Genomic DNA, 22,950 nt, shown 5'->3' on the forward strand with positions numbered 1-22,950 from the left:
GGACGTGCCGGGGGAAGAGGCGGGATCAGGTGCAGTCGTCGGGGCTCACGGCGCCGACCTGCGTGAGGAGCTCGTTGGAGCACTCCACGACGTTGTCGCGGGCGGGACGCGGCGCGACGAGGAACCCGTCGGACCGGTCCAGCTCGCCGCGGTTGCGGCGGAACACGTTGTCGGTGCCCCAGCCGTCGATGATCTCGTGGGTCTGGAATCCGTCGGCGCTGGAGTGCCGGCCGGTGTTGTCCTCGATCGTCCAGGTGCGGCCCTTGACGTCGACCCACGAGTCGGCGTCGCCCTCCAGGCCGCTGCCGTCGAACTGGTTGCGGGCGACCAGCCCGTCCTCGGTGCCCTCCTTCACGTCGATCGCCTCGCTCGTCGTCGCGAAGATCGCGTTGGCGACGACGCGGTTGCGGTGGCTGGCGTCCGGCTCGCAGTCGGTGATGTCGCAGAAGTTGGACTCGGCGGTGCCGACGTAGACGCCCTCGCCGAACTTTGGCTTGCGCAGGCCGGTGTCGCTGATGACGTTGCCCGTGACGTGGTTGTCGGTGCTGACGCGGCGCAGGTGGACCGCCTCGTCGCCGATGTGGTGGATGCGCAGGCGGGAGATGGTCGTGCCGACGGTGCCGTCGGCCATCACGGCCTTCTGCGCGTTGCTGATGGTGAAGCCGTCGACGTGCCAGTGCTGCGCGCCGTCGAGGTGCAGGGCGTAGCCGCCCTTGATGCCCTCGCCGTCGAGCACGGCCCCGCGCCCGCCGCACAGCGCGATCGGCTGCTGCGCGGTGCCCGAGGCGCGAGCCACGAACTCGCCGCGGTACACGCCGTCGGCGAGGCCGATGACGTCGCCGGGTGCGGCGGCGTCGAGCGCGGCCTGGAGCTCGTCGGCGGAGCGGACGGTGACCGTCGGTGCCGGGCAGGCGGGTGCCTCGGCGGCCGGCTCGGTCATCCACCCGGGCATGGTCGTCGCGTCGGCGGGGGCGTCGCCCTCGTCGTCGCCCTCGTCGTCGTCCTTGTCCTCGTCGTCGTCCTCGTCGGAGGGCAGCGGGGCGGGCGTCGGGGCGGACGGCGGCGGCGTCCAGGCGGACGTCGGGGTGGGGCTCGGCGCGCCGGTGTCGGCGGCGGGGGTGCAGGCTGCGAGGGCGGCCAGCGCCAGGAGGAGGGCCGCGGCCCGCAGGTCAGCGCGCACCGTGCACCTCCTGCTGGGGACGGGTCCGCAGGTCGTGCGTGACGATCGGGACGTCGTTGGCGGAGCGTCCCACGATGGCGGACAGGCGCGCCTGCTGCGCGTACGGGTGGCTGCGCGTGCGGGGGCGGCCGGCGCCGCGGATCGCGGTCACGACCACCAGCAGGCCGAGCAGCACCCACATGACGGTCAGCGGCTGGGCGGCGTTGCGCACGACGGTCCAGAACGGCTTCGTGCTCGTCCAGCCGCCCTCGTCGTTGCCGTCGACGTCCGCGCCGGTGGCGCGCTTGCGGTCGACCGCGCTGGGGCCGCGGCCGGCCAGGTCGTTCTGGGTGACGACCGTGCCGGTGACGTCGCCGACGAGCGTGACGGCGTGCAGCGTCATGCCGGAGACCGTGTTGCGGCGGACCTCGGCCGTGGAGTCGCGCAGGTAGATGCCGTTGGAGCCGTCGTCGAGGACGTTGCCGCTGACGGTCGCGGACTCGACCCCGTCGCGCAGCGCGATGCCGTGACGCGTGTTGCCGCTCAGGCGGTTGCCGACGACCGCGACCTCGGAGGCGGGGTCGCGCACGACGATGCCCATGTCGTTGCCGGACACGTCGTTGGCCGTGAGGCTCACGTTGCGGCCGCCGACGACCTCGATGCCGTACCGGGCGTTGTCCGAGGCGACGCTGTTGGACACGGAGTTGTTGCCGTAGTCGCCGACGGGCGACCCGGTCGCGCTCGGGCCGTCGGCGAGGGCCTCGCCGCGCAGCTCGATGCCGTTGTCGCCGTTGCGCGTCGCGGAGACCTCGCTCAGGACGATGCCGGTCGTCGCGCGGGACAGGACGATGCCGTCGCCGGCGTTGCCGTGGACCTCGGTCGCGCTGATCGCGGCGTTGGCGACGAAGCGGTGCAGGACCAGGCCGTCGACGAGGCTGCGCGACACCGACGTGTCGGTGATGTCGACGCCGTTGGCGCTGGAGAGGAAGAGGCCGAACGCGTTGCCGTCGAACGTGACGCCGTCGATGCGGGCGGCGACGTAGCTGTAGGTGGGGTCGTCGAGGTCGACCTCGGGGAGGGGGAGGTCGCCGGCGGGGAGCACGCCGGGGACGGCGCCGCCGGCGGTGCTCGGGTCGACGACGACGGGATCGGGGGCCGGCGCTGCCGGATCGGCGGGCACGCCGCCGTTGAGCGCGTTCGCGTTGTCCCGCAGCTCGCGCCCGAACTGCTCGAGCGCGCCGCCGCTGGGGCGGTCGGTGCCGGTCAGCGCGACGCCGCCGGTGCGCCCGCTCCAGAAGCCGAGGTCGCGGAACTCGGTCGCCTGGAGGTCGACCTGGCCGCCGATCGCGCGGACGTAGGCGCGGCCGTCGTCGGTGAGGACGTCGGGGGCGCCGGCGCTGCGGTCCCAGCTCGTGATGACGACCGGGTGCTTGGCGGTGCCGCGCGTCACGAGCTTGCCGCCGTAGTTGACGATCGACACGAAGCGCTCGGCGTCGCTCGCGAGCCGCACCGTGAGGCCGTCGGCGCCGCCGAGCTCGAGCGACGCACCGGGCTGCACGACGACGTTCTCCGTGAGCAGGAACGCGCCGTCGGGCTGGCGGACGAACGTCTGCGGGGCCAGGGCCAGCAGGTCGGTGACCGTGTACGGGGCCTCGCGCTTGGTGAGCACGAGCGTGTACGTCGAGCCGTTGGTCAGGCGGTACGGCGCGTCCATGTCGAGCTGGCGCCAGCGGACCATCGACGAGACGGTGCGGACCTCGTCGAGGCGGTCGTCCTCGTCGGCGACGAGCACGGCCTCGGTCGTCGCGTCGCCGAAGTAGGGGCGGCCGCCGGCGGAGGCGTCGACGTCCTCGGGGTCGAGGTCCTCGGCGGGCTCGGCGTCCGGCGCGGCCGGCTCGGTCGCCGTGGTGGGGACGGCGGAGGCGTCGGCGCCCGCTTCGGTGCCCGCGTCGACGCCGGGGGAGGGGGCGTCGACGGACGGGTCCGGCGTGGCGGCCTCGGCCGGGTCGCCGAACGGGTTGACGTCGGCGGCCGCGAGGACGCCGGCGATGAGGGGCACGAGGCCCGTGCGGTCCGACGGCGCAGACTGACCGGCCGTCGCGGAGGCGGGGGCGGCGACGAGGGTCGTCGCGAGGACGGCCGCGAGGGTGCAGGCCGCGACGCGACGGCGCCGGCGGCGGCGCAGGGGGGCGCTCACGCGTTCACCTCGGCCGGGCGCATCGCGAGCGCGGGGACGGGCTGGGCGGCGACCGGGCGGGCGGGGGCGTGGTGCTGCGTCGGCGTCGCGGGGCGTGCGCCGCTGGCGGTGAGCGTGCCGGCCGTCTGGCCGTCGCCGCCGACCTGGTCGGCGTGCCGGGTGAGCCAGCCCTGCTTGTTCATCGTGACGAACGCGTAGAGCTTGATGGGCAGCGCGATGAAGATGACGACGAGCGTGACCAGCGGCAGCAGCACGATGTCCTTCGGGTGCCGGCGCAGGTAGGACAGGCCGCGGATGCCGCGCCCGAGCAGGATCCACGCCACGACGGCGGCGATGCCCCACGGCGTCGCCTCGAGCCGCGCGAAGATCAGGTAGCCGAGCGTGATGCCCATGGTCACGGGCGTGAGCAGGATCTGCAGGACGGTGATCTTGGTGACGAACGGGACCCGCCACAGCCACCCCTTGTAGACGGCCGTGAGGTAGCAGCGGTAGGAGTTGCGGCTCCAGCGCACGCGCTGCTTGACGAAGGCCCGGAACGACGCGGGGAACATCGAGAGCGCCTTCGCGGCCGACTGGTGCACCGTCTTGTAGCCGGATGCGAGGACCAGCCACGTGAGGCGGCCGTCGTCGCCGGCGATGCAGCGCCGGCCGAGGAAGAACTCGTCCTCGAGGTTCTCCAGCACCGGCTCCACGGCGGCCCGCCGGTACGCGGCGGTGCGGCCGGACACGCAGGCGACGGCGCCGGCGCGGCCCATCGCCGGCACGTAGTCGTAGTAGCGCAGGCTGACGAGCCAGTCGGCGACGCGGCGCCACACGCTCGAGCGCCGGTCGTACACGTTCTGCTGCGTGCTGACGCCGCCGACCTCGGGGTCGGCGAACGGCATCTGCACGGCCTCGAGCAGGCCCGGCTGCCACGTGGTGTCGGAGTCGGTGAGGACCAGCAGCTCGCTCGTCGCCCGCCGGATGCCCTCGCCGAGCGCCGAGCGCTTGCCGGCGTGCTTGAACAGGACCGGCGTGACGCGCGGGTCGCCGAGGGCGGTGATGCGCTCGAACGCCTCGGTGTCGGCGACGTCGAGGACGACGATGACCTCCGTCGGGTCCTGCGACCGCCACGACTCGAGGCAGCTCATGAGGATGTCGGGGTCCTCGTGGAACGACGGGACGATCACCGACGTCGTGGCGCGGAAGTCCGTGCTGATCGGCTGCGCGAGGCGCGAGAGGATCACGCGGTACAGCCACAGGCCCCACACGACGAGGCCGGCCAGCGCCAGGGGGAACGCGGCGCGCACGGTGTCGAAGGTGAGGGCGCTCGTGTCGAGGGCGGGCAGGAACGTCGCGGCAGCCGGAGGCATCGGGACTCCCGTCGGGTAAGAGGGCGGGGGTCTCCGTTGACCTGGTGAGGCCGAAGGTAGGCGGGCCGGGCGGATGCCGTGAATAGCCCGAACGGGGTGGAATCGGACAGGTGTCCGGCTCACGGGTGAACCGTCGTGGGGAGCGCGGTCGTGGTCGTCGAGGCTGTGACTGCGCAGGTAGGAGGGTGTCGGTGCAGGTGACAGGTGCGTGCGGCGGCGACGCGTGGCGCCAGTGCTGTGGCTTCACCCGTGAGTCGGTCATATGGGACAAAGTGCCCTGCCGCCGGACGGGTATATCCACCATGCGGACGATCTCCGCGGTGTTGCCCGCGTAAAACGCTCGGGCTTTCGTGCGTCGGGCCCTGTCGTCGCACCACTCACAGTCATATGATCCGACGTCTAGACACATATGGAGGAGTAGCCATGGCGATGACCAGCGTGGATCTTCCCGAGGACCTGGTCGCAGAGGTCATGCGCATCTTCGGTGCGCGGACGAAGCGGGAGGCGATCACGGCGTCCCTGCGCGAGACGGTCCGTCGCAGCAGGCAGGACGAGGCGCTGGCCGCACTCGGCGGGATGGCGTTCGCCGAGGACCTCGTTGACCCGGAGGTCCGGGCGCAGGCGCGCCGGTGACGGAGCCGGCAGGTGCGGTCGGGATCGGCACCCTGTACCTCGTCGACAACAGCGTGTGGGCGCGGATGCCCCGCTCCGCCACCGTCGCGGCGCGGATCGCCGACGTCCACCGTCAGCACGCGATCTGCGTCACGACGGCACAGGTGCTGGAGTACGGGTTCAGCGCGCCGTCGCCGAGCGACCTCGACGCCGCGCACCAGGCGATGTCGGCGTTCCCGTTGCTGGCGATGTCCCGCCGGACGCACGAGATCGCCCTCGATGTCCAGCAACGCCTGTGGCACAGCGGCCGCCTACGCGCCGCCGGCGCCTTCGACACGCTCATCGCCGCCGTCGCGATCGAGCACGACGCGACGGTGCTGCACTACGACCGGGACTACGAGCACATCGCGGCGGCAGTCCCCGAGTTCCGCCAGGAGCTGGTGGCGCCGCTCGGGACGCTGCCGTGACGTGCACGGCCGACCGGGAGACTCATCGACATGTACCTGCAGATGACGCGCGACGAGGTTGAACGCCGGTTCGCCGAGTGGGTGGCGGCCGAGGACGACCGCCGGGGTCACCTCCACGCGTGCGTCGCCGCCACGGGCGGGCCGTACCTGGACCCCACACTCGAGAGCCTGCGCGCGCTGAACGTCTGGTACTACGCGCGGGCCGTGGAGGCGCAGGTCGACCCGTCGCCGGGCCGCCCGCTCTGGGCGCCGCCGCCGAACCCGGACTTCGTGCCCCGGCCCGGAGGTCCGCGCCCGGCGAGCGACGCGGTCATGCGGTTGTGGGACCTCGTGACCGTCCACGTCGCCGACGTCCTGCGCGCGCAGGTGCCCGGCTCGCGGTGGATCTGCTTCCGCAACGGTGACCGGCGCGACGACCGCAACGGCAAGCCGATGATGGACATCGGCTGGCCCGAGAACTCGGCCGACGTCATCATGCTCGCCCACGGCAGCGTCCCGGCGGCCGTGGGCAGCGGCCGCCCGTTCCAGCCCGACGACCTGCACGACAAGGTGGTGCGGACCCTCGCGCAGCTCGATGCGTACCGGAGCGCCCGTGGCTGAGGAGCTCGTCCTCGCGGCCGGGCACCCGGACGAGTACGTCTCCGGTGCCCTGCCTGCGCTCGACGAGCCGCTCGCCCGCACGCTCCTGGGTGGCCTGGGGGTGAACGTGTCCACCGTGCCGGAGGGGGTCCTCGACGCCGGCGGGGGCACGGTCTTCTGGCAGGTGGCCCTCGAGCCCGACGCGCAAGGGGCGCTCAAGCAGCTCGCCGGCGAGGTGTACGGCGACCCGCCGGTGGACCCGGAGGACGTGCGTGCCCTGTGGGCGGCGGTGCAGGGCCTGGCCGCCGCGCTGGGTGCCCGGGTGTGGGTGCGGATCGGGGGAGCTGCGGAACCGCTGACCGCGGAGCTGCTGGCCGTGGTGGTGGGGGTGGACGGGTCTTCGCCCAGGTAATGCTCCCGTCACCGAGGGGGACGTCGGGGTGACTCTCCTGCGCGTGTGCGCCTGACTCGTCGGACCGGCACCGTGCCCCGACGGCTACCCGCCGGGGCAGTCGTCGCTGTCGCCGCCGCTGCGGCAGATGGGACGGTCGGCCGGGGGAGGCGGCGGAGGATCCCGCTCCCAGTCGTGCGGCGGCACGGCGAACACGGCGGCCACGCCGACGCCCACGACGAGGAGCACCACGCCGAGGGCGGTCAGCACGTGGCGGCGTGTGGCGATCGCGGCACCGGTGCCGACCGCGAGCAGGAGGAGGCACGCGGTGGCCGTGACCACGTACCGGTTCTCCTCGTTCACCGGCTTCTGGGCCATCTCCGTCTCGGACAACCACTACAAGGCCAGCGGCAAGGGCCACTGCATCTTCAACTTCGACCTCGACGTCGTGGACAAGGGCGCCGCCGCCGGGATGGAGAAGGAGATGTACCAGCGGTCACCGGACCCGGCGTGGAGTACCGTCACCTGATCAACATCTGACCCGAGGGGCTCCGATGACCACCATCACGACGACGAGCACCGACCACCGCTCGACCTGGGTGCTCGCAGCAGGCGTCCTGTCCCTCATCGCGGCGACGTTCACGCCTTTCGCCGCCGTGCTCGCGCTGATCACGATCATCGCGGCCGCCTGGATGCTCGCCAAGAGCATCGGACGGGCCGGGTTCCTGTGGACCGCGATCGCGCTCAGCGCCGTGGCGATCGTCGTGCTGACCGTCGCAGGCCTCGTGGTCGGGGCGACCACGGCCTGAGGCGCACACAGCTGGCCCCGCACCTTTCTGGGAGCGGGGCCAGCTGCTTTCCTGCCTCGGCGCCCGGCTCGCAAGCTTCTTGAGCTCAAGCGGCGTGCACCAGGCATGCTCGGGGTTCGGTACGACGGCGCGTTGCGCGGCGTCCACCTCGACGACCTCACGAAGGCTGGCTTGGCAGTGGTCAACCCTCCCCATAGCCAGACTGCGAGACGCGAAGAGTTCGAGCGAGTCACCTGCGGGCACGTCGACAGGTCCACCGGCGTCATCTGCGACGAGCGCACGCGTCTGTACAAGCAGAACGGTGCGCTCGGCGTCCTCGAGGTGCTCGCCGACGACGCCGCCACACGCGTCTTCCATATCCTGCCCCGCAAGGTCATCGCTCGAGGCAAGGCGCCCGAAGCCAGGTGGTACGTCGAGGTGACCCTCCCGTGCGGCCACACCCACCTTGTGCGACTCACCTCGTCATCGACCGACGTGAACAACGGCTTCAACCGTGCAGAGCACCTGCGCATGCACCCGCCCGGCACACCCGTCTACGACGACACGTACGGGTGGCGCAACGACACCGAGTCGACCCACTCCCAGCTCGACGACTGGCTCTACCGTGGCCGGATGGTCGCTCTGACCGCTGAGCGTCAGGCCCTGGTCATGCTGAGGTTCGCCGTGGCGCACAACGCCGTCGCTAACTGGTACCACCGTCACCGGCAACGCGCCAGGACGCGCGCCTCCGCTGCCTGATCTCCTCAACACCTAGCACGCCACCAGCCCCCTCGAGGGGCTGGTGGCGCATCCCCGAGCTGCGCGGCGGTAGGCTGACGAGCGCGCCGAACAGCCCTGTGGGCCTGCCCGGCGCTGTTCGGGGCCACCAAGATGACGTCTGGACGTGTTCGGCACGAGCCACGCCGGATTTTCGACGACGTTTCCAACATGGCTCTCGCGCCTGTAGCTCAGGGGATAGAGCACCGCTCTCCTAAAGCGGGTGTCGGCAGTTCGAATCTGCCCAGGCGCACACAAGTGTTTTCGCAGGTCAGGGACGGTATGGGCGCCGCAGCTACGGTTGGGACCGTTTGCAATTTGCCGCGTACTGGTCAGCGTGTGGTCAGCGGCCTGCCTCAGGACGTGGACGGCCTCGCAAGGACGTCAAGGAACGCCGACGGACCCGGTCGCCGAAGACGGCCGCCACCCCGCCCCCGGGCATGACGGCGGCTACTGTCCGCGGCCCGAAGTCTTGGTCACCGGCGTCGCGTGATCCGCGCCGTGAGCGCCAGGTGACGGGCTCGCTCCTTGCGGCGGGTGGGCGCCGTCGGTGGTGGCATATCTCCCGATCGTCCCCGACTGTGCGCATGACGCCGGACGCTCGAGCTGACCGGCGTCGACCGCGGCCAGTGCGCGGACGGTTCGGACGCGTGCTGATACTTGCGGCGTCTGTCAGCGGTCCCGACTAGGCTGGCGCGATGCAGACAGCCGCGACGTGGGACAGGCGAGGGGCCTCGCGAGCGTTCGTCGACACGAACGTAGTGATCCAGCCGTTGGCCGCTGCAGACCTGCCTGCGGTTCGCTCGCTTCTTGTCGACCTCCCTGTGGCCTACCCCGGTGCGGAGGCGTGGCTGAGGCGGCGGCTCCAGGACTGTCTCGCTGGACGAGCGCGCTGCATGATCGCGGCAACTGCTGACGACGTGGTCGGAGTCACGATTTTGACTCCCAAGTCATTGGCGACGAAGCTCAGCACCATCTATGTCCGTCCGGACTTTCGTCGCACCCACCTGGGTTCCCGGCTCCTTGACCAGGTTCTCCAGGACGCGAGCAGATGGGCGCCGCGTGACGCCCAGGGAGAAATTTACGTGACGATTGCGCACCAAACCTGGGGCCAGCTCGAACGGCTGCTATCAAGCCGAGGCTTCACGCGCACCGCGTTCGAATCGAATCGCTATGGCAGGGGCCGGCACGAAATAGTGGCAACGCGTCTCGGCTGATCCGCGTCTCACAAGTGAGCGATCGGGAGGACTAGCGGTGGGCTACTTCGCGGTGCTGGCGCCGCAAGGTGCTTCAAAGGATCAATTGCCGCGGGTGAGCAAGTGCCATCTGAATCTATGGTCCCTACCGGGATTGGGCTCCAGGCGTCTGTTGTACTTCGACGTGGGTGTCGAGCTCGCAACGGCGGGCCTCGCAATAAGCGACTTTCGTTTGCTCCTCCCTTTCCGTATCGAGGAGGGCAAGTGGCCTGATGGCACATCCGTGGTCCAGGACCTACAATCGCACGTTGTGGACCAGGATACCGCGGAGTTGGTCTTCGGCGGGCCGGTTCGGATAGAGCAGTCAGCAGGAGCGGTCGCAATCTATGTCGGAGATTACGCGGAACCTGTAAACGTAGTCCGAGTTAACGCCTCGCAATGTGAGGTGTCAGAGGACCTGAAGAGCCGGGAGGACTCGACTCTCGTAAGGGTTGTCCTGCAGCAGCCAGTTGGGCCGAACTCGCGCGCGTATGTACGGCTGAGGTTCAGGGTGTTCGGATCTGCGCCGCTCTGGAGGTGGAGCCGGAGCTCCGGCGGCGCCGAGGTGGACTTTCGTCTATACGACGTACGTGAGAGCAGTTTCGCAGAGCAGGAACGTCACCTGCGTGACGTAATGCTCGAAGTTGACGTCCTCAATATCTTCGTAATGGCGCCGTCGCGACTGGTCGTGGCGGCGAGAAGCCCGGAGTTCCGATACGTCAGGCGACTCGAAACAGGCGCGTGGCTGAAGTACCTGAAGGGTGCCACGTTCCGTGGTTCCGGTGATCGAATTGCCGTGTACTACTGGCGCCATCGACGCAAAACCGAGGAGGACGGTCAAGCGAAGAACGGCGCGACGAACCCCGACAACCCTTTCAGGATCTTGCTGTCACTACATCGTCCTCAGGCGCGGAGTTGGTACTCCCTGGCTTTGCTCAACTTCGTCGGCGTTATGCTCGCCTGGGGTGCTGTCCGGCTCGGCGGGTGGGTGTTAGCTTCAGACATCCACCTTGATCTCGCCTCGTTGAAGGGCGTTCTCGTTTTCGTATTCGGCGCCTCGCTCGCGAGCGTGATCGCCGCGTACGAGCGGCTCCGTGGCTGGGCATCAGGTCGCTTCATCCGCCCGCGCTCGACCTTCCGCCGAGCCGAGCGGTGGATTCTGAGCGTCAAGCCAGGCGGTTGAACCCTGGTGCCTAACCTAGAGCAGCGGGCCACGTACCATGCGCTGATGTCCATCCATCCAAAGTACGCCGCCGCCATCTTCGAGGGCAGGAAGACAGTTGAACTTCGGCGTCGTCCCTTTCCGGACTCTGTTCGGATCGTTGTGGTGTACGCGACCGCTCCTCTCGGCTCCATCCTGGGGACGGTCGAGGTAACGGCTGTCAGGCGCCTTTCGCCCGTCACCGCCTGGCGAGGATACGGGCACCGAGCGGCGATTGAAATCGACGCCTTCAACGAGTACTTCGCAGGTGTCGAGCAGGCATCCGTCATTGAGTTACGGAACTCGGTCCAGTTCGCGGTGCCGGTGCGACTGGCTGACTTGCGGGCGGATCTCCGTGCTCCGATGTCCTGGCGATACCTCTCAGTTCGAGACGTGGAACTCCTAAGCCGCATCACGCGGCGATAAGTTGCCCACGCTGCCCATTCACGGTCGGCGCTCGAGATAGATCTTCACCTCGGTGCGTGCTTTCTGTCGGACGCGGTCAGGTCGCGCACCGGCGACGGAGCTTGTGGGAGTAGGGCCCACAGTAGCCACATCGCCAGCTCTCGTTCCATCGGAAGAGCCAGGTGGCTCGCGTTTGATCGCGACGCGAGGGAGCGACACCTCCCGTGCAGCGATCACCGAGAGTCACCGGTAGTGGATCGCGTACTCAAATGCGAGCCGGGTCGCTGATGCTACAGCATCGGCTCATGGTAGAAGCCAACCCCGAAGACTTCACCGGCCTCTTGGTATGTCGTCACCTTCGGATCGGTCGCGTATACCATCAGGACGGATGGGGGATCTGCGGGAACGAGAGCCCTGGGCCATCGGTCAAAGTGCGTCGCCCTGGGGTGGCAGAGCAGGCTCAGCTCACGCCGGACCCCTAGAGCGGCCCGGGCCATGACTTTTTCGAAGCTGGTGTTCTTACATTCGACCCCTAGGAGAACCGCATCGTGGGATGGATAGCCTGAGGTGCCGCGTGGTACAACACAGATGTCCAACTCGTGGCGAAACGCACTGGAAGGCGGGCCTGGTTCTCCCCGCCTCTTGTGGCTGAGCGTGGCGAATTCGACATCCGTCCAGACGTCCAGGGATGATCGACCAGGAGCGCGTAGCAAAAAATGCGGGTAGGAAGCGTTGATCGGGCCTGGTGAGGACTTCAGGTGAACCTGGGTACCGTTCACCAGTTGGACGTTGTAGCCCTCGTCGTCGCGCAGACGCTCTAGCACCACGCTCAGGACCCATGCCTCGTACACCTTCCCTGCAGTTAGGGAGTCGCTCAGCAGGCTGACAGACGTGGTGCTCGCCGCATACGTCGACAGTATTCGGTCGATTCGCTTCTTTGCCTCAGCGAGTGTGAGGCTCATCGGACTGGCCGGTCCTGAATGATCTCGGAGATGAGCTGGTCGAGGTCAGCCACGACCTCGTTGAGAGCGGACCGACCACTCAGCTCGATTCGGTCGGTGCCATACGCCGCTGCGTCCTCGCCGACGAGATCAAGGACTATCCCCTCGATTGGCTGTCCCGTGTCCGTCGATACGCCCCTGAATCGGCGCATCGCTTCGCGGGCACCTGTCTCCGAGCGAAGCGCCAGTTCGCTCCGCAGTCCCACGAGGTAGCTGATCACGGCGTCGTCGACTCTGTCGGCTCCTCCAAACTGCGAGCGCACCGCTTGTTCGTCGATATCCGCCCGACCGCTGAGGCGCACCCTCTCCCTGGTATAGCGGAGGAACTCGCCGTACTCGTTCGCGTCCACGCGCGCAGTCTGGCTGACGATGGCGGTGGAGGCTACGGCGTGCGGGGAGATCCCTGCGGTCGGGTGCAACCACGCACCCCTCTCGGGGCGCACGTCGTCTGCGCTCACCGGGTCCGCACCCACCCCTGAGGTCCGGTTCGATTTTCCCGCGGCGCCTGCATCAGCGGGATCAGCAGCAGCCGTTCCATCGCTTGCCATGTGGCATCGCTAGACAGGTGCTCGTAGCGGTCCATCGTCATCGTCGAAGTCGAGTGCCCGAGGATCTCCGGTACCGCCTTCACGCCGGCGCCGGCGGCGATGAGCAGCGACGCTGCGGTGTGCCGCAGGGGTGGATCGTCGTCCCTTCGACCCCGGCCCGCCTCGTCGCGTCCATCCACCCTGACCGCGCCCCGGAGTTGGTGTTTGCCCACACGCCCCCGCTCGGGCTCGGGAACAGGTACCCGCCCGGAGTCGCGCCGGCGACGCGCCTCTGCACGTACTCATCGAGCGCCGCCCGCACCGGTACGGTCCGGGTCTAATGCGTCTTGGTCGGTCCGAACACCGCGCCGCTGGTCCGGTTGGACTGTGTCGTCGCCCGGTGCACCCGCACCCCGAGCCCGTGCGGGTTTGCACGACGTCGTCGACCCGCAGCGCCGCCATCTCGGAGAACCGGCATCCCGTGGTTCCGAGGAACAGCATCACCGGCTGGCACAGCGGTGGCACCGCCATGACCAACCGGCCGAGCTGCTCGGCTCGCAGCCACCGCGGCTCGCGCTTGGTCCCGCCGCGGGACAGCGCCACCATCCGCGCCGCGTTCACGGCCAGCCGCCGGTCACGGATCGCGGAGCGCGTAGTCGAACACCAGCCGGATCATCGACAGCGTCCGACGCCGCGTCGCCGTCGCCAGCCCACGAGCCGTCAGCGCCGACATCACCCGCTCGACGTCGGCCGCCGAGATCCCGGAGATCGGGTACGCCCCGATCTCCGGGATCACGTACTTGTCCAGTAGGAACCGCGTGGTCTCTTGGCTGCGCACCGCCAAGTGCCCACGCGAGGCCTGCCACCCCCCGGCCAGCGCCGCGAACGTCATCCGCCCGCGCGCCGGATCGATCCACGAGCCGGCGTTCAGCTCTTGCGAGCTGGTCCGCCTCCCAGCGCTTGGCGTCGACCCGGCGCCCGAACGAACGGTGCGTGATGACCGGCCCTCGAAGAACACCTTCGCGCGCCAGGTCACGTTCCCCGTCGGGTGCAGCCGCATGGTGACGAACATCAGCGCCGCTTTACCGGCATCGTCGGGTCGCGCTCGACCCATGCCGCCGGGAGGAGGATCACCGTGGCGAGCCGCCGGCACGGGATCTGCTCGCGCTCGACCAGGTCGTACAGCGTCCGGGGTGACACCCCGAGCGCCCGTGCCGCGTCCTTCACGCGGTAGTACTGCCGCGCCGGAGTCGAGGTCGAGCGATCGCTGTGCTGTGTTTTGGTGGTCATCGTTCTTCTCCTTCTTCTTGCGTTGGGTGGAGCGGTCAGCGACCGAGCACAGGTCGATCGGCGGACGACGGCGGCGCTGCGGTCAAGTGATGCGGCGCAGGCTGTGGAGGCACGACGCTCCACGCCTACTGTGGACGCCCGGGCGGCACAAGCGGCGCGGCCCGACCCGGGTGGTAGGGGTCCCAGGTCTCGGTGGCGCTCGGCTCGGCGTGGCTGGTGGCGAGGACCCGCTCCAGAATCTCGCGGCCCGACGACGGCGCGTGGCCGGGCATGCACTCTGGGTCGCCGTGGTCGTGGACGACGTAGGTGCGGTTGGTGTGGCGGCCGCGGCTCATCGCGACATAGAGGTCCTCACGGCCCATGCAGGGGGAGGCGATGGTGTGGGTCTCGTCGACGGTCATGCCCTGCGTGCGGGCGATGGTCGTCGCGTAGCCGAGCTCGACGTGCTCGGCCACGTAGTCGGCGGGCAGCCGGACGGTGGCCGCGTCGGCGTCGCTGGCAGGGCGAATGCGGAGCGGTCCGTCGGACAGGACGGCGGTGCCCTCCCACAGGGCGCCGTTGCGCACGAACCCGTCCGCGGTGGTCAGGCGCCGGTGGTTGCGGCGGGTGACGATCCGGTCCCCGACGCCGGCCGTCAGCCCGTCGTGCAGGCTCATCCCCGCCGGGGCGACGTCGCCGGTGGTGATGCGGCCTGCGCGGATGCGGGCGTTGATCTCGCGGACGGTCCGGTTGTCGACCGCCTGCAGCACGGCGACGCGGCCCCGCTCGCTGACGACCGGACTGCGTTGATCGAGGTGTCGAGCATCGCGTCGTGCCCGCGCCACACCGGACGGCGACGCCCTCAGGTCGCTACGAGCAGTCGCGGGGCGGCCAGTGTGGGGGCGTCTCGCAGGGCCCTACTTCGGGCTCACGCGGCTGGGAAAGCCTGTGCCAGGACTCGGTAAACCGTCTCGACCTCCGCCTCGCTCATCGAGCCCGCGGCGACGAGGCGCTCGGCGAGCTTCTTGGGCCAGATGACCGCGACGTCGGCGATGACGAACGACCCGCCGATGAGGGGCCAATCAGCCTCGATGAAGCACAGGTTGCCCTGCACAGGCACGTCCGTGAGCGTCCCGGCGTCGAGTGCGGACCGGACGAGACCGATCTGCTTGTGGACGCCCTCGACCAGGCGGGTGCAGTCGCGGGAGCCGACGAGGAGCTTCTCCACCCGCGGGCGGAGCAGCCCGCCCTCGACGCGGAGGGACGGCCGGCGGCCTTTGTAGCGCTTGGCGTCAATGACGTGAACGCCCGTGGGCCCAACGGCGATGTGGTCGATGTTCGCCCTCGTCCCGGGGATGCGGCGGTCGTGGAGGAGGCGGACACCCTTCTCCGTGAGATCGGCCAGTCGCGCCCCGAGTAGCTCCTCCCCGCGGGCGCCGCTGGCCCACGCGGTCGTGCTCTGCGGTTCATCGGTCAGCGCGAGGATCAGGCTTCCGAGCCGTGGGTGCGCTTCGCGGATGCGCGCCTCGCGCTTCGCGGACCGACGTTCGTACTCGCGTCGGGCGGAGGAGCCCGCCGCCCCCGACTCGACGGGTTCGGGGGCTTGTCTCGGCGTCGGCTCCGTCACGCTGGCAGCCGGCACCTCAGGAGGCGCCGGCTCGAGGCAGGGGAGACAGCGGACAGTCCTCGTGGTTTTCGAGTATCCCGCGCGCGTCCCGGCGGCGAGGTCCGAGCCGCATGCCTCACAAGTGCCCGCGTAGCGCAGGGGCATCACCTTGGCCGCGGTGACGGCGTCCCCGCCGGAGGTGGTCGTCATGCTCCTCCATCGGCGGCAAGAGGCTGAGCCTCAAGCCCAGTCGTCACGGTCAGCCTCCCAAGCGAGGTGGCGGAGCGATACGTTCAGTTCTGGCAACTCCCGGAGAGGTCTCGGAATCACAATGGAGTTCACGCTCGGCTTCGACCGGGTCACTTGTCGGCGGTGCGGAGATCCTGAACGGATTCTCGGCGTCGCTTGTGCGTCGTGCGGTGCGAAGGCTGCACCGTCCGAGGTGAACGTTCAGGTACAACAGCGTCGGCAAGCCGTTGAGCTAGCCAAGCCCGAGACCGTTGACAGGCCGGGACCGCCCGTCGACTTGCCGCCCCTCGCGCTAGCCGCCCCCACGATATGGGCCCGCCAAGGCGAGGAACTCGAAGCCCTGGTTAGTGCGGTCGCTGGCATCGCTGCTGCCCGGAAGGGCGCCGCGGGCGAGTTGGGAGAATCGCTCGCGGGCATCGCCGAAACGCAGGGGCTCCTTGAACGATACGGGGCGCGACGCCCGCTCGTGTCCCAACTGGCGTCACTTCGGGGACGGAGCGCCGCGCTGGCCGCGATCGCTGCGGCATACCTTGAGGCGCTCACGGCGGAGACCCCGCTTGCGGCGCAGAAGGCAGCGGGCCGGGCGCAGCGGGAAATCGACCGGGCGGTCGAATCGATCGACAGATACGAAGGCCTGCAAGCGGCCGGGCGCGCCCTCGAGGGGGATGGAGAGCTCGCTGGCACCGTCGAGCGGTTGATCTCAGTCTTGCTTGCTCAGCACGCCGGATCGTCTATCCCAGAGGTCGACGACGCTGGCCGGCGCCGGCTGGCTGAGGTCACCGGCGGCGAGGCGGCGGCTACCGCAGGGGTCACGTTCTTGGCGCAGGAGCTCTCCGCGTCCGTCTACCTGGACAGTGCGACCTGGGCCGCCACCTTGGCAGCCACAGCGAGAGCGATCGCCACGAACCGGGAGGGGTTCGCGGCGGCCTTCGCAGATGCACGCATCCGCGACGACTTCCAGCGCGCCTCGTCGCTCTGGACGGAGGCGTACGCGCAGGCCACGCTTCTGACGCGGGCCGGGGCAACGTCAGAGGGCGTCGTGCGTCAGCTCGTGAAGCTCTACGGGACTCTGGTTGAAGATCTCGTCGCCCCGCTCGGCTCGTTGATGCTCGTCGGCACGAGTTCGAGCACCCGGGAGTACGCCCGCCTGATGCGCTTGGACGCGACGGAAGTCGCGCGTCTCGCTCATGAGGCGCCTGAGCTCGCCGGCATCTTCCGCCGTGTCGAAAAGGGCTACCGGCACGCGGCGAGCCACGGCGGGCACGCGTATCGCTTGAACGGCAACTTTGTTGAGTTCTCTCTGAGGTCCTTCAGCAACACTGTGCACTGGGAGGAGCTCTTCGATGATGTCCTGGCGCTCACCGAGATGGTCGCGGGCATCCATCTCGCGCTCGACAACGCGCTCCTGCTCAGGGGCTACACCGATCACCGACCCACGGACCTCGGTCTCTACCAGCCCTCGACGGAGGCCCTCGTCCGCTTCGGTCTGGAGGCTCATGGCATTTCCCTGGAGAGCCTGCGTCTCGAAGGCGACCGGATGGAACTCGAAGTCGTCGGGGGAGGACCTCCTACCTTCGCGATCGCTGCTGCGTCCCTTGCGCTCGCCCCGGCCCATGTCGACGTTGTCTCCGTTGCACACCAGTGGGGGACCGATGCTCGCCACCTGGAGGTGGATCGGCAGGCAGTCCATGACCATGCCGACGCGGAGACTGAGGGGTTCCTCTGGCAGACGGTTGTTGGCTGCCGGGTTGCTCGGGTCGACGGCGCGCCGTGGCTCACGGAGGGTCGCCTTCGAGCGGCCGTAGCGGCCATCGGCTGGGACGCGCTTAGCGCGGAAGATCTCGCGCGAACCCGTCAGCTCAAGCAACTCCGGGCCTGGGCGTTCGAAGCGAAGGACCCTGCCGCCGAGGAGTTGCTCAACGAGACCATCCGCGCTCTTCGCCTCAGCGACGTGGGGTCACTGAAGGCCAGCCGCACGTGGAGGGAGTGGCTCCGCGCAGGCGAGCTCGAGCTTCCCTGATGCTCCGCAGCATCCAGAGTGCCCGGGCCGGCGCGTCGTGACTGGCCCAGCGCGTGACTCTTCTTGCATGCGCACAGTGCTCGGTGGACCGCCCGCTGGTTCTCGTTGACCAAGCCGCCCAGAGGGCCGACGGCGTGCAGGACTCGACGCGCTCAAGCTGCCACCCGGGCCGCCGCATGCGGCTGGTTCCATGGGATCCTGCGCAAGGGCGTGACGGTGGCTGGTTAGAGGACGCAAATCGGAGGTCGCATTGTCTATCGGCAACAACGGCTCGGGGTGGAAGCGCCGCGGTTGGTACGTCCAACCGAAGAGCGCCGCCGAGGTCATGCAAGTGCTCGGGCGAATCGGTGTCTACAGCCGTGGGCAACAGTTCGCTTGGCGCGGCATGTCGAGCGCCGACTTCTCGGTGACGTCCTCCCTTCAGCGCCGGCTCGGGAGGCGAGCCACCGAGGCGAGTCTGCGAGCTGCCGAACGTGCCATCGTGGAGCGAGCTCGCCAATGGGGTCTTGGGGTTGGCGAGTTTGGTCAAGTGGACGATCTTCAGCTTCTTGCAGATCTTCAGCACTACGGTATTCCAACGCGACTCATTGATTTCACCAGCAATCCGATGACTGCTCTCTGGTTTGCCTGTCAGTCCGCACCGGAAAGAGATCTCGACGACGGTCGTCGTCTGGCGAGAAGCGGCGTAGTTCTTGCACTGAACGTAACCCGCTTTCGAAGGTTCGATACGGTAGGCGTGCCCTTCGGGTTGTGGGACGACGGAACCCTGCGCCTCGGGAGCGAGTGGCGGATCGATCTGGCATTGACCACGAACGAGCCATTTATCGTCGAGCAATCGACTCCAAACGCCCGTCTGCGGGCGCAGGAGGGGTTCTTTGTAGCCGGGGCCGTCCCCGAACGAAGTCTTCGTCACCTCGCGCACAACGAGCCATTCATGGGACTGGAGATTGGGGGAGGCCGCGGGAATCCTCAGGAGTTAACGCGCCGACTACTCGCGGACCCCGAGCGAGGCGCGCCACGGCCATTGCCCTTCGTGGCGATTTTCATCGGATCGACACTCAAGAAGAAGCTGTTGGCCTACCTCCAGGGCTCTTACAATCGGCACGCCCGCGCGTTGTTTCCCGACTATCAGGGCTTCCGCGAGTACGGACTACCTCAATGGGAGGAGCTGGGTGCGTCAGCGGATGCCAGTGACTCGGGTGAGTAGGCGGGATGTCCCCTAGTTGCACACTCGCCGGGTTGAGCGTCACGACCGCAGGGGCTAACCCGTCCTCGGCGGGACAGCCGCTGAGCGGACAACGCCGGCGCCGGAACGTTGCGGAAGGGCCAGTTTGTCTGAGCTCGGCGCTACCGTTACGCCATGTCACAGTCACCGATCCACGAGGATGGGCCGGAGGCCGCCTCTGTCGACTATGCGCGAGTGAGGGCCGCGGCAGCGGACGCTCGCGAGATGTATGAGCTCACCGAGCGCCTGCGCTCCGAGTTTGGGCCTGAACCCCCGAGTTCTGTGCGCGCCCTCGCGCAGGCGATGGACTATCACCCTCGCTCCGCCGACGTGCGGGATGAGCCCTACGGCCCGATGATCGAGCTTGCCGACGGCCGCCAGTACCCCGAGCCGCTAAGCCAAGTGGGGGAGCCGACACTCGCCGTCTGGCAAGAGGCTGCGGATGAGCTCGCCGACGTCCCGCTCGTCGCAGCCAGACTCAACGACCTGCTCTGGGTCAGTCGTGCGAAGCCCCGTCCTGACCAGCACGCGCGTGCGGCGGTCGACGCGTATGCAGGGCTCTGGGACTCCGAAGGGCAACACGCGGTCGACAAGGCCCACCAGCTCGTCCGAGCCCTCACCATCTCGCAGGAGTTGAGGGATGCATCACTGGCAGCGTCGGTGGTTGACGCCATGGTCCGGGCTCTCAAGGAGACGTTGGCGTCAGCCGAGTGGAGCCCGGGCGTCGCTCTGCGGCTAGCAACGCCGTTGGGATCCCTCCCGTTGGAGGTGCGTCCGCAGAAGTATGGCGAACTGCTCGATATGGCACTGACGCGTTACGCCGACGACCCATTCATCGTTCAGGACGTCGTTGCCCTTCAGCTCGCGCTCGCTGGGGGCCAAACGCATCTTCGGCGGCCATTGGCGCGGGTTGCGATCGACGCTTGGGAGAAGCGCGCCGACGAGGCTTCTGACTTTGCCTCGCTCAACTACCTGGAGCGGGCGCTTGAGCTTGCGACCAATGAAGGTATGGTCTCGGACGCTGACCGTTTACGCTCCAAGCTGGAGGTGCCAAGAACGCCGGACGAGCTGGGCATGCAGCGCGTAGCGACGGAAGTGTCAATTCCTGTTGAGGAGATCGAACGTTTCGTCGAGAACGTCCTCGGAGGAGACGATGTAGCAATATGGCTCGCGAGATTGGCGCTGCAGTGTCCGCTGGACGGCGATCTGGATCAGGTCCAGGAGATCGTCAGATCGCAGATGGCAGAGTACCCACTCCAGCACCTGTTCTCGACGGTGGTTCTCGACTCGGACGGCATGCCTGTCGCTCACGTGGTTACCGATGATCAGAAGTTCGAGCGGGCGGTAGCACAACACGAGTCCATGGGAATAGGCCTATGGGCAAACTTCGTTGTGGAGGTTCTCGCTCGGGCTACCGCACGTGGCGCAACCGGCGAAGCTGTGAAGCAATTTGTTGAAGCGTCAGCGTTTGACACCGCCGGGGCGGCGAGCATGGGGCGGGCGTTCGGACACTATATTGCGGGCGATTACGAGGCTTCGTTGTTTGTTCTGCTTCCAAGAATTGAAAGGGCTGTGCGGCGGATCGCGAGGTCGCTGGGCCTTTCCATATACGAGGAGCCGAGGACGGACGGGACGCGCTACGGCAACTACAAGGGACTTGGCGAACTGCTCCGGATTCTCAAGGGCCGCGCCCCCGAGGCTCAGCGTCGGTACATGTCGAGAATCCTCGTGGACAGACTCGGCCTGAACCTTCGCAACCGAGGGCTCCATGGCCTCATGGAAGAAGCAACTGCCGCCGATGCTGCGCTCGCCATCCACATCGGCCTCATCCTGGGAACCTGGCAAGTCGCCCAGGCGCCCGATGTGGGCGCGACCGAGCCGGATCAGGCCGCGGAAGAAGACGCTGGGTCGTAAGGCTCATGGCCGGTACCTCGCTGGCGTGGTCAGCGTGTGGTGAGCGAGCACCCGGAACGCGGTCACCACGCGAACTACCCGCATGTAGTTCCGCGGGGCAGCACGTTGCAGCCTTCCCAAGATCGCACTACTAAAGCGGGTGTCGGCAGTTCGAATCTGCCCAGGCGCACCGAGTCGTTGTGCAGGTCCGACAACTTGACCGACACGAACGCCGGAGCTGCCTGTCCATTTCAGACTCGCGGTGAGCGTCTCATCGCGGGGCGTGGGCGGCCCGTCAGAGACGCGGACGGACGCCGCCGGACAGGCGGTGAATCCATCCGGGCCGTCACGTCATGCGAGGTCTTCGAACGACTCCTCGCCGGGGCGCCAGCACATCCACTGCCCGTCCGCGAAGCCATCAAGGAGTGCGATCTCCGGGCCGACGAGGTCCTCGAACTTGGGATGCAGCACGACGGTCCCCGACGAGAACTCGATCCGCAGGCCGCTGCCCGTCCCCTCCGTGGTCCCGACGACTTCGTCCGAGATCAGGGCGACGAGGGCGTCGGCGTGCCCCCGGTCTCCGGGAACGATCACGCCCGCCGACGTCTCGACTGCGGGCATGACGTCCCTGTTGAGCACCGGCATGTCGTCGGTCGGGCCGTCGAACCGGAGCTGGACGTAGTCCATGACGAACTGGACGGAGTAGAGCCGGAAACCAACCAGGCGCGACAGCAGCTCGTTCGGCACGTATCCAGAGCCCTCGGTCGTCATACCGTCATCATGGCCGAAACGATGTGCTGCATAGGTGACTGGCGGCGGCGATGACGCCCCGCGATGGGTGCGAGGGCCTACCCGATCTGCGAGATCGCAGTCAGGTGTCCGCCGTGTGTGGCGTGGCAGTGCGGTCACCTGTTGGCGATCCGCAACACTCATCGGCGTGGCGAAGGACTACGAGGAATTCCGGCCTCGCTAGGCCCGAGAGCGCGCACGCGAACTCAGTGCTCGCTTCGACCGCCGGGACTCCGTCAGCGTCAACGTGTCTGAGGGTCCTCCACCGCCCGGCAAGGACCGACTGCATGGTCGCGCGACCACGGGCGCATTGCGTCGGCGCGACAGTGCTCCCGAGATCGCCACCATGGTGCCCAAGAAACGGCCGACGACTTCGGCCTCGCGCCCCGTACCCCCTCCTCTGGTCCGGGGAAGGGGGCCCGCGCTGACCGTCAATTGGCCAGGGACTGGACTATGACGCTGCCGAAGTGCTCCCCGAACCACGTCGAGAACGCCGTCAGGGCCAGCGCGGCGGCGTCTCTGACTCCTAGCGCGTTCGTCAACAGCCCGAACGCCACCAAGAGCAGCAGCCCCGCCTTGATCAGATGCCGCACCGTGTTCCCTTCCATCAGTCGCCCCTGATCTGGTGCCCGGGATGTGCGGTGACCTTCCCATCCACCACCGACACGTTCGCCCGAAGGGAGCAGTGTCGGTGGCCGAGGCGGGAACGATACGTGGCTATTCGCCGGCACATCAACCGGCACGGGTCCACTGCGCCCAAACCGACCGCGGTGTGCGCTCTGGCTACGGATTCCGATCCCTCGCTTGCGGACTTGGGGCCGTGTGGATCCATGCGTTCGACCGGTGGGCCTTCGCGTTTGCCGTTTTGTGGGCGCTCCCTGACTCGAGGGTCAGAGAGAAGTGGGAAGGCGAGCCCGTTGAGGTCGCCACTCCCGCTGGCGGTGGGATGCGGCGGACGCTTCGGTCAAACGTGCGGAGGGATTATCGGCATAGGGCTCACGGGTCATTCGTTGCTCGGTCGGTATGGGCGCGGCCAGTGGTGCGCACTCCTCGGACACTTAGGGGAGTTCGTATGCCGTTCCAGTGCGGAGGTAGGCGTGCTTCGGCGACCTACGACTGCGTCAACTGGGGGCGCGAGACCGGCGTCGACGAGCCTTCTATCCTCCAAGCCGACTCCGTGGAGCGGATTCCGTGAGAACGCCCCCGAA

The 22,950-nt window shown here is 68.4% G+C and carries 26 protein-coding genes and 1 tRNA gene; 14 read left to right on the forward strand and 13 right to left on the reverse strand.

Annotated features, from left to right (window positions below; all coding sequences use genetic code 11):
• Positions 1-25: 25 nt before the first annotated feature.
• From ACFUMH_RS01675 to ACFUMH_RS01685, 3 genes are read right to left on the reverse strand one after another with little or no spacing between them, the layout of a single operon-like run.
• A complete protein-coding gene (locus ACFUMH_RS01675) occupies positions 26-1,180 on the reverse strand; it encodes a hypothetical protein (protein ID WP_378199380.1) in 1,155 nt (384 codons plus the stop codon).
• A complete protein-coding gene (locus tag ACFUMH_RS01680) occupies positions 1,170-3,356 on the reverse strand; it encodes a right-handed parallel beta-helix repeat-containing protein (RefSeq protein WP_378199382.1) in 2,187 nt (728 codons plus the stop codon). Before ACFUMH_RS01680 ends, ACFUMH_RS01675 begins: the two co-directional genes overlap by 11 nt.
• The gene (locus ACFUMH_RS01685; protein ID WP_378199385.1) at positions 3,353-4,708 is read right to left on the reverse strand and encodes a glycosyltransferase family 2 protein; all 1,356 of its coding nucleotides are present in this window, start codon (positions 4,706-4,708) and stop codon (positions 3,353-3,355) included. The genes ACFUMH_RS01680 and ACFUMH_RS01685 overlap by 4 nt, the downstream gene beginning before the upstream one ends.
• 423 nt (positions 4,709-5,131) lie before the next feature.
• On the opposite strand from ACFUMH_RS01685, the gene ACFUMH_RS01690 reads away from it, so the two are divergent.
• Genes ACFUMH_RS01690 through ACFUMH_RS01705 form a run of 4 tightly spaced genes read left to right on the forward strand, consistent with a single transcriptional unit; the run spans position 5,132 to position 6,778 of the window.
• The gene (locus ACFUMH_RS01690; protein ID WP_378199388.1) at positions 5,132-5,341 is read left to right on the forward strand and encodes a type II toxin-antitoxin system VapB family antitoxin; all 210 of its coding nucleotides are present in this window, start codon (positions 5,132-5,134) and stop codon (positions 5,339-5,341) included.
• Positions 5,338-5,787 carry a PIN domain-containing protein gene (locus ACFUMH_RS01695; RefSeq protein WP_378199391.1) on the forward strand — a complete coding sequence of 150 codons (450 nt, stop codon included), beginning with the start codon at positions 5,338-5,340 and terminating at the stop codon, positions 5,785-5,787. The genes ACFUMH_RS01690 and ACFUMH_RS01695 overlap by 4 nt, the downstream gene beginning before the upstream one ends.
• 30 nt (positions 5,788-5,817) lie before the next feature.
• Complete coding sequence (locus tag ACFUMH_RS01700; RefSeq protein ID WP_378199394.1) at positions 5,818-6,387, forward strand: hypothetical protein; 570 nt, start codon at positions 5,818-5,820, stop codon at positions 6,385-6,387.
• Positions 6,380-6,778, forward strand: coding sequence for a hypothetical protein (locus ACFUMH_RS01705; RefSeq protein ID WP_378199397.1), 399 nt, complete (start codon positions 6,380-6,382; stop codon positions 6,776-6,778). The genes ACFUMH_RS01700 and ACFUMH_RS01705 overlap by 8 nt, the downstream gene beginning before the upstream one ends.
• An 84-nt stretch (positions 6,779-6,862) precedes the next feature.
• On the opposite strand, the gene ACFUMH_RS01710 is transcribed toward ACFUMH_RS01705, so the two are convergent.
• Positions 6,863-7,099 (reverse strand): DUF6234 family protein, encoded by a 237-nt coding sequence (locus ACFUMH_RS01710; RefSeq protein ID WP_378199400.1) that lies wholly within the window; start codon positions 7,097-7,099, stop codon positions 6,863-6,865.
• On the opposite strand from ACFUMH_RS01710, the gene ACFUMH_RS01715 reads away from it, so the two are divergent.
• From ACFUMH_RS01715 to ACFUMH_RS01745, 7 genes are all read left to right on the forward strand, one after another.
• Positions 7,086-7,286 carry a hypothetical protein gene (locus ACFUMH_RS01715; RefSeq protein WP_378199403.1) on the forward strand — a complete coding sequence of 67 codons (201 nt, stop codon included), beginning with the start codon at positions 7,086-7,088 and terminating at the stop codon, positions 7,284-7,286. The genes ACFUMH_RS01710 and ACFUMH_RS01715 overlap by 14 nt on opposite strands.
• Positions 7,287-7,311: 25 nt before the next feature.
• Positions 7,312-7,566, forward strand: a complete 255-nt coding sequence (locus ACFUMH_RS01720; RefSeq protein WP_378199406.1) for a hypothetical protein — start codon at positions 7,312-7,314, stop codon at positions 7,564-7,566.
• A 105-nt stretch (positions 7,567-7,671) separates the two neighbouring features.
• On the forward strand, positions 7,672-8,304 hold the full coding sequence (locus tag ACFUMH_RS01725) for a hypothetical protein (RefSeq protein WP_378199409.1): 633 nt from the start codon (positions 7,672-7,674) through the stop codon (positions 8,302-8,304).
• 198 nt (positions 8,305-8,502) lie between these two features.
• Positions 8,503-8,575 (forward strand) — tRNA-Arg (locus tag ACFUMH_RS01730).
• Between the two features lie 445 nt (positions 8,576-9,020).
• Positions 9,021-9,539, forward strand: coding sequence for a GNAT family N-acetyltransferase (locus tag ACFUMH_RS01735; RefSeq protein ID WP_378199412.1), 519 nt, complete (start codon positions 9,021-9,023; stop codon positions 9,537-9,539).
• A 37-nt stretch (positions 9,540-9,576) separates the two neighbouring features.
• A complete protein-coding gene (locus tag ACFUMH_RS01740) occupies positions 9,577-10,740 on the forward strand; it encodes a hypothetical protein (RefSeq protein ID WP_378199415.1) in 1,164 nt (387 codons plus the stop codon).
• Positions 10,741-10,785: 45 nt separating this feature from the next.
• Positions 10,786-11,184 (forward strand): ASCH domain-containing protein, encoded by a 399-nt coding sequence (locus ACFUMH_RS01745; protein WP_378199418.1) that lies wholly within the window; start codon positions 10,786-10,788, stop codon positions 11,182-11,184.
• A 269-nt stretch (positions 11,185-11,453) separates the two neighbouring features.
• On the opposite strand, the gene ACFUMH_RS01750 is transcribed toward ACFUMH_RS01745, so the two are convergent.
• From ACFUMH_RS01750 to ACFUMH_RS01780, 7 genes are all read right to left on the reverse strand, one after another.
• Entirely contained in the window at positions 11,454-12,125 is a 672-nt protein-coding gene (locus ACFUMH_RS01750) for a hypothetical protein (protein ID WP_378199421.1), read from the reverse strand.
• Positions 12,122-12,514 carry a hypothetical protein gene (locus ACFUMH_RS01755; protein WP_378199424.1) on the reverse strand — a complete coding sequence of 131 codons (393 nt, stop codon included), beginning with the start codon at positions 12,512-12,514 and terminating at the stop codon, positions 12,122-12,124. The genes ACFUMH_RS01750 and ACFUMH_RS01755 overlap by 4 nt, the downstream gene beginning before the upstream one ends.
• 104 nt (positions 12,515-12,618) lie before the next feature.
• On the reverse strand, positions 12,619-12,891 hold the full coding sequence (locus tag ACFUMH_RS01760) for a tyrosine-type recombinase/integrase (RefSeq protein ID WP_378199427.1): 273 nt from the start codon (positions 12,889-12,891) through the stop codon (positions 12,619-12,621).
• Between the two features lie 434 nt (positions 12,892-13,325).
• A complete protein-coding gene (locus ACFUMH_RS01765; protein ID WP_378199430.1) occupies positions 13,326-13,763 on the reverse strand; it encodes a hypothetical protein in 438 nt (145 codons plus the stop codon).
• Positions 13,763-13,981: a helix-turn-helix domain-containing protein gene (locus ACFUMH_RS01770; protein ID WP_378199433.1), complete on the reverse strand. Its 219-nt coding sequence runs from the start codon at positions 13,979-13,981 to the stop codon at positions 13,763-13,765. Before ACFUMH_RS01770 ends, ACFUMH_RS01765 begins: the two co-directional genes overlap by 1 nt.
• Positions 13,982-14,106: 125 nt before the next feature.
• Complete coding sequence (locus ACFUMH_RS01775) at positions 14,107-14,730, reverse strand: hypothetical protein (RefSeq protein ID WP_378199435.1); 624 nt, start codon at positions 14,728-14,730, stop codon at positions 14,107-14,109.
• A gap of 158 nt (positions 14,731-14,888) precedes the next feature.
• A complete protein-coding gene (locus ACFUMH_RS01780) occupies positions 14,889-15,776 on the reverse strand; it encodes a nuclease-related domain-containing protein (RefSeq protein WP_378199438.1) in 888 nt (295 codons plus the stop codon).
• A gap of 121 nt (positions 15,777-15,897) precedes the next feature.
• On the opposite strand from ACFUMH_RS01780, the gene ACFUMH_RS01785 reads away from it, so the two are divergent.
• From ACFUMH_RS01785 to ACFUMH_RS01795, 3 genes are all read left to right on the forward strand, one after another.
• Positions 15,898-17,835: a hypothetical protein gene (locus tag ACFUMH_RS01785; RefSeq protein ID WP_378199441.1), complete on the forward strand. Its 1,938-nt coding sequence runs from the start codon at positions 15,898-15,900 to the stop codon at positions 17,833-17,835.
• Between the two features lie 325 nt (positions 17,836-18,160).
• Positions 18,161-19,042, forward strand: a complete 882-nt coding sequence (locus ACFUMH_RS01790; protein ID WP_378199500.1) for an FRG domain-containing protein — start codon at positions 18,161-18,163, stop codon at positions 19,040-19,042.
• Between the two features lie 243 nt (positions 19,043-19,285).
• Positions 19,286-20,974 (forward strand): DUF4209 domain-containing protein, encoded by a 1,689-nt coding sequence (locus tag ACFUMH_RS01795; RefSeq protein ID WP_378199444.1) that lies wholly within the window; start codon positions 19,286-19,288, stop codon positions 20,972-20,974.
• Between the two features lie 330 nt (positions 20,975-21,304).
• Here ACFUMH_RS01795 and ACFUMH_RS01800 read toward each other — a convergent pair whose 3' ends face one another.
• Positions 21,305-21,724 (reverse strand): hypothetical protein, encoded by a 420-nt coding sequence (locus ACFUMH_RS01800; RefSeq protein ID WP_378199447.1) that lies wholly within the window; start codon positions 21,722-21,724, stop codon positions 21,305-21,307.
• A 449-nt stretch (positions 21,725-22,173) separates the two neighbouring features.
• Entirely contained in the window at positions 22,174-22,350 is a 177-nt protein-coding gene (locus tag ACFUMH_RS01805; RefSeq protein ID WP_378199450.1) for a hypothetical protein, read from the reverse strand.
• Positions 22,351-22,950 lie beyond the last annotated feature (600 nt).

The organism is Cellulomonas sp. NPDC057328 (assembly GCF_042667215.1).
In the GTDB taxonomy this organism is placed as follows: Bacteria; Actinomycetota; Actinomycetes; order Actinomycetales; family Cellulomonadaceae; genus Cellulomonas.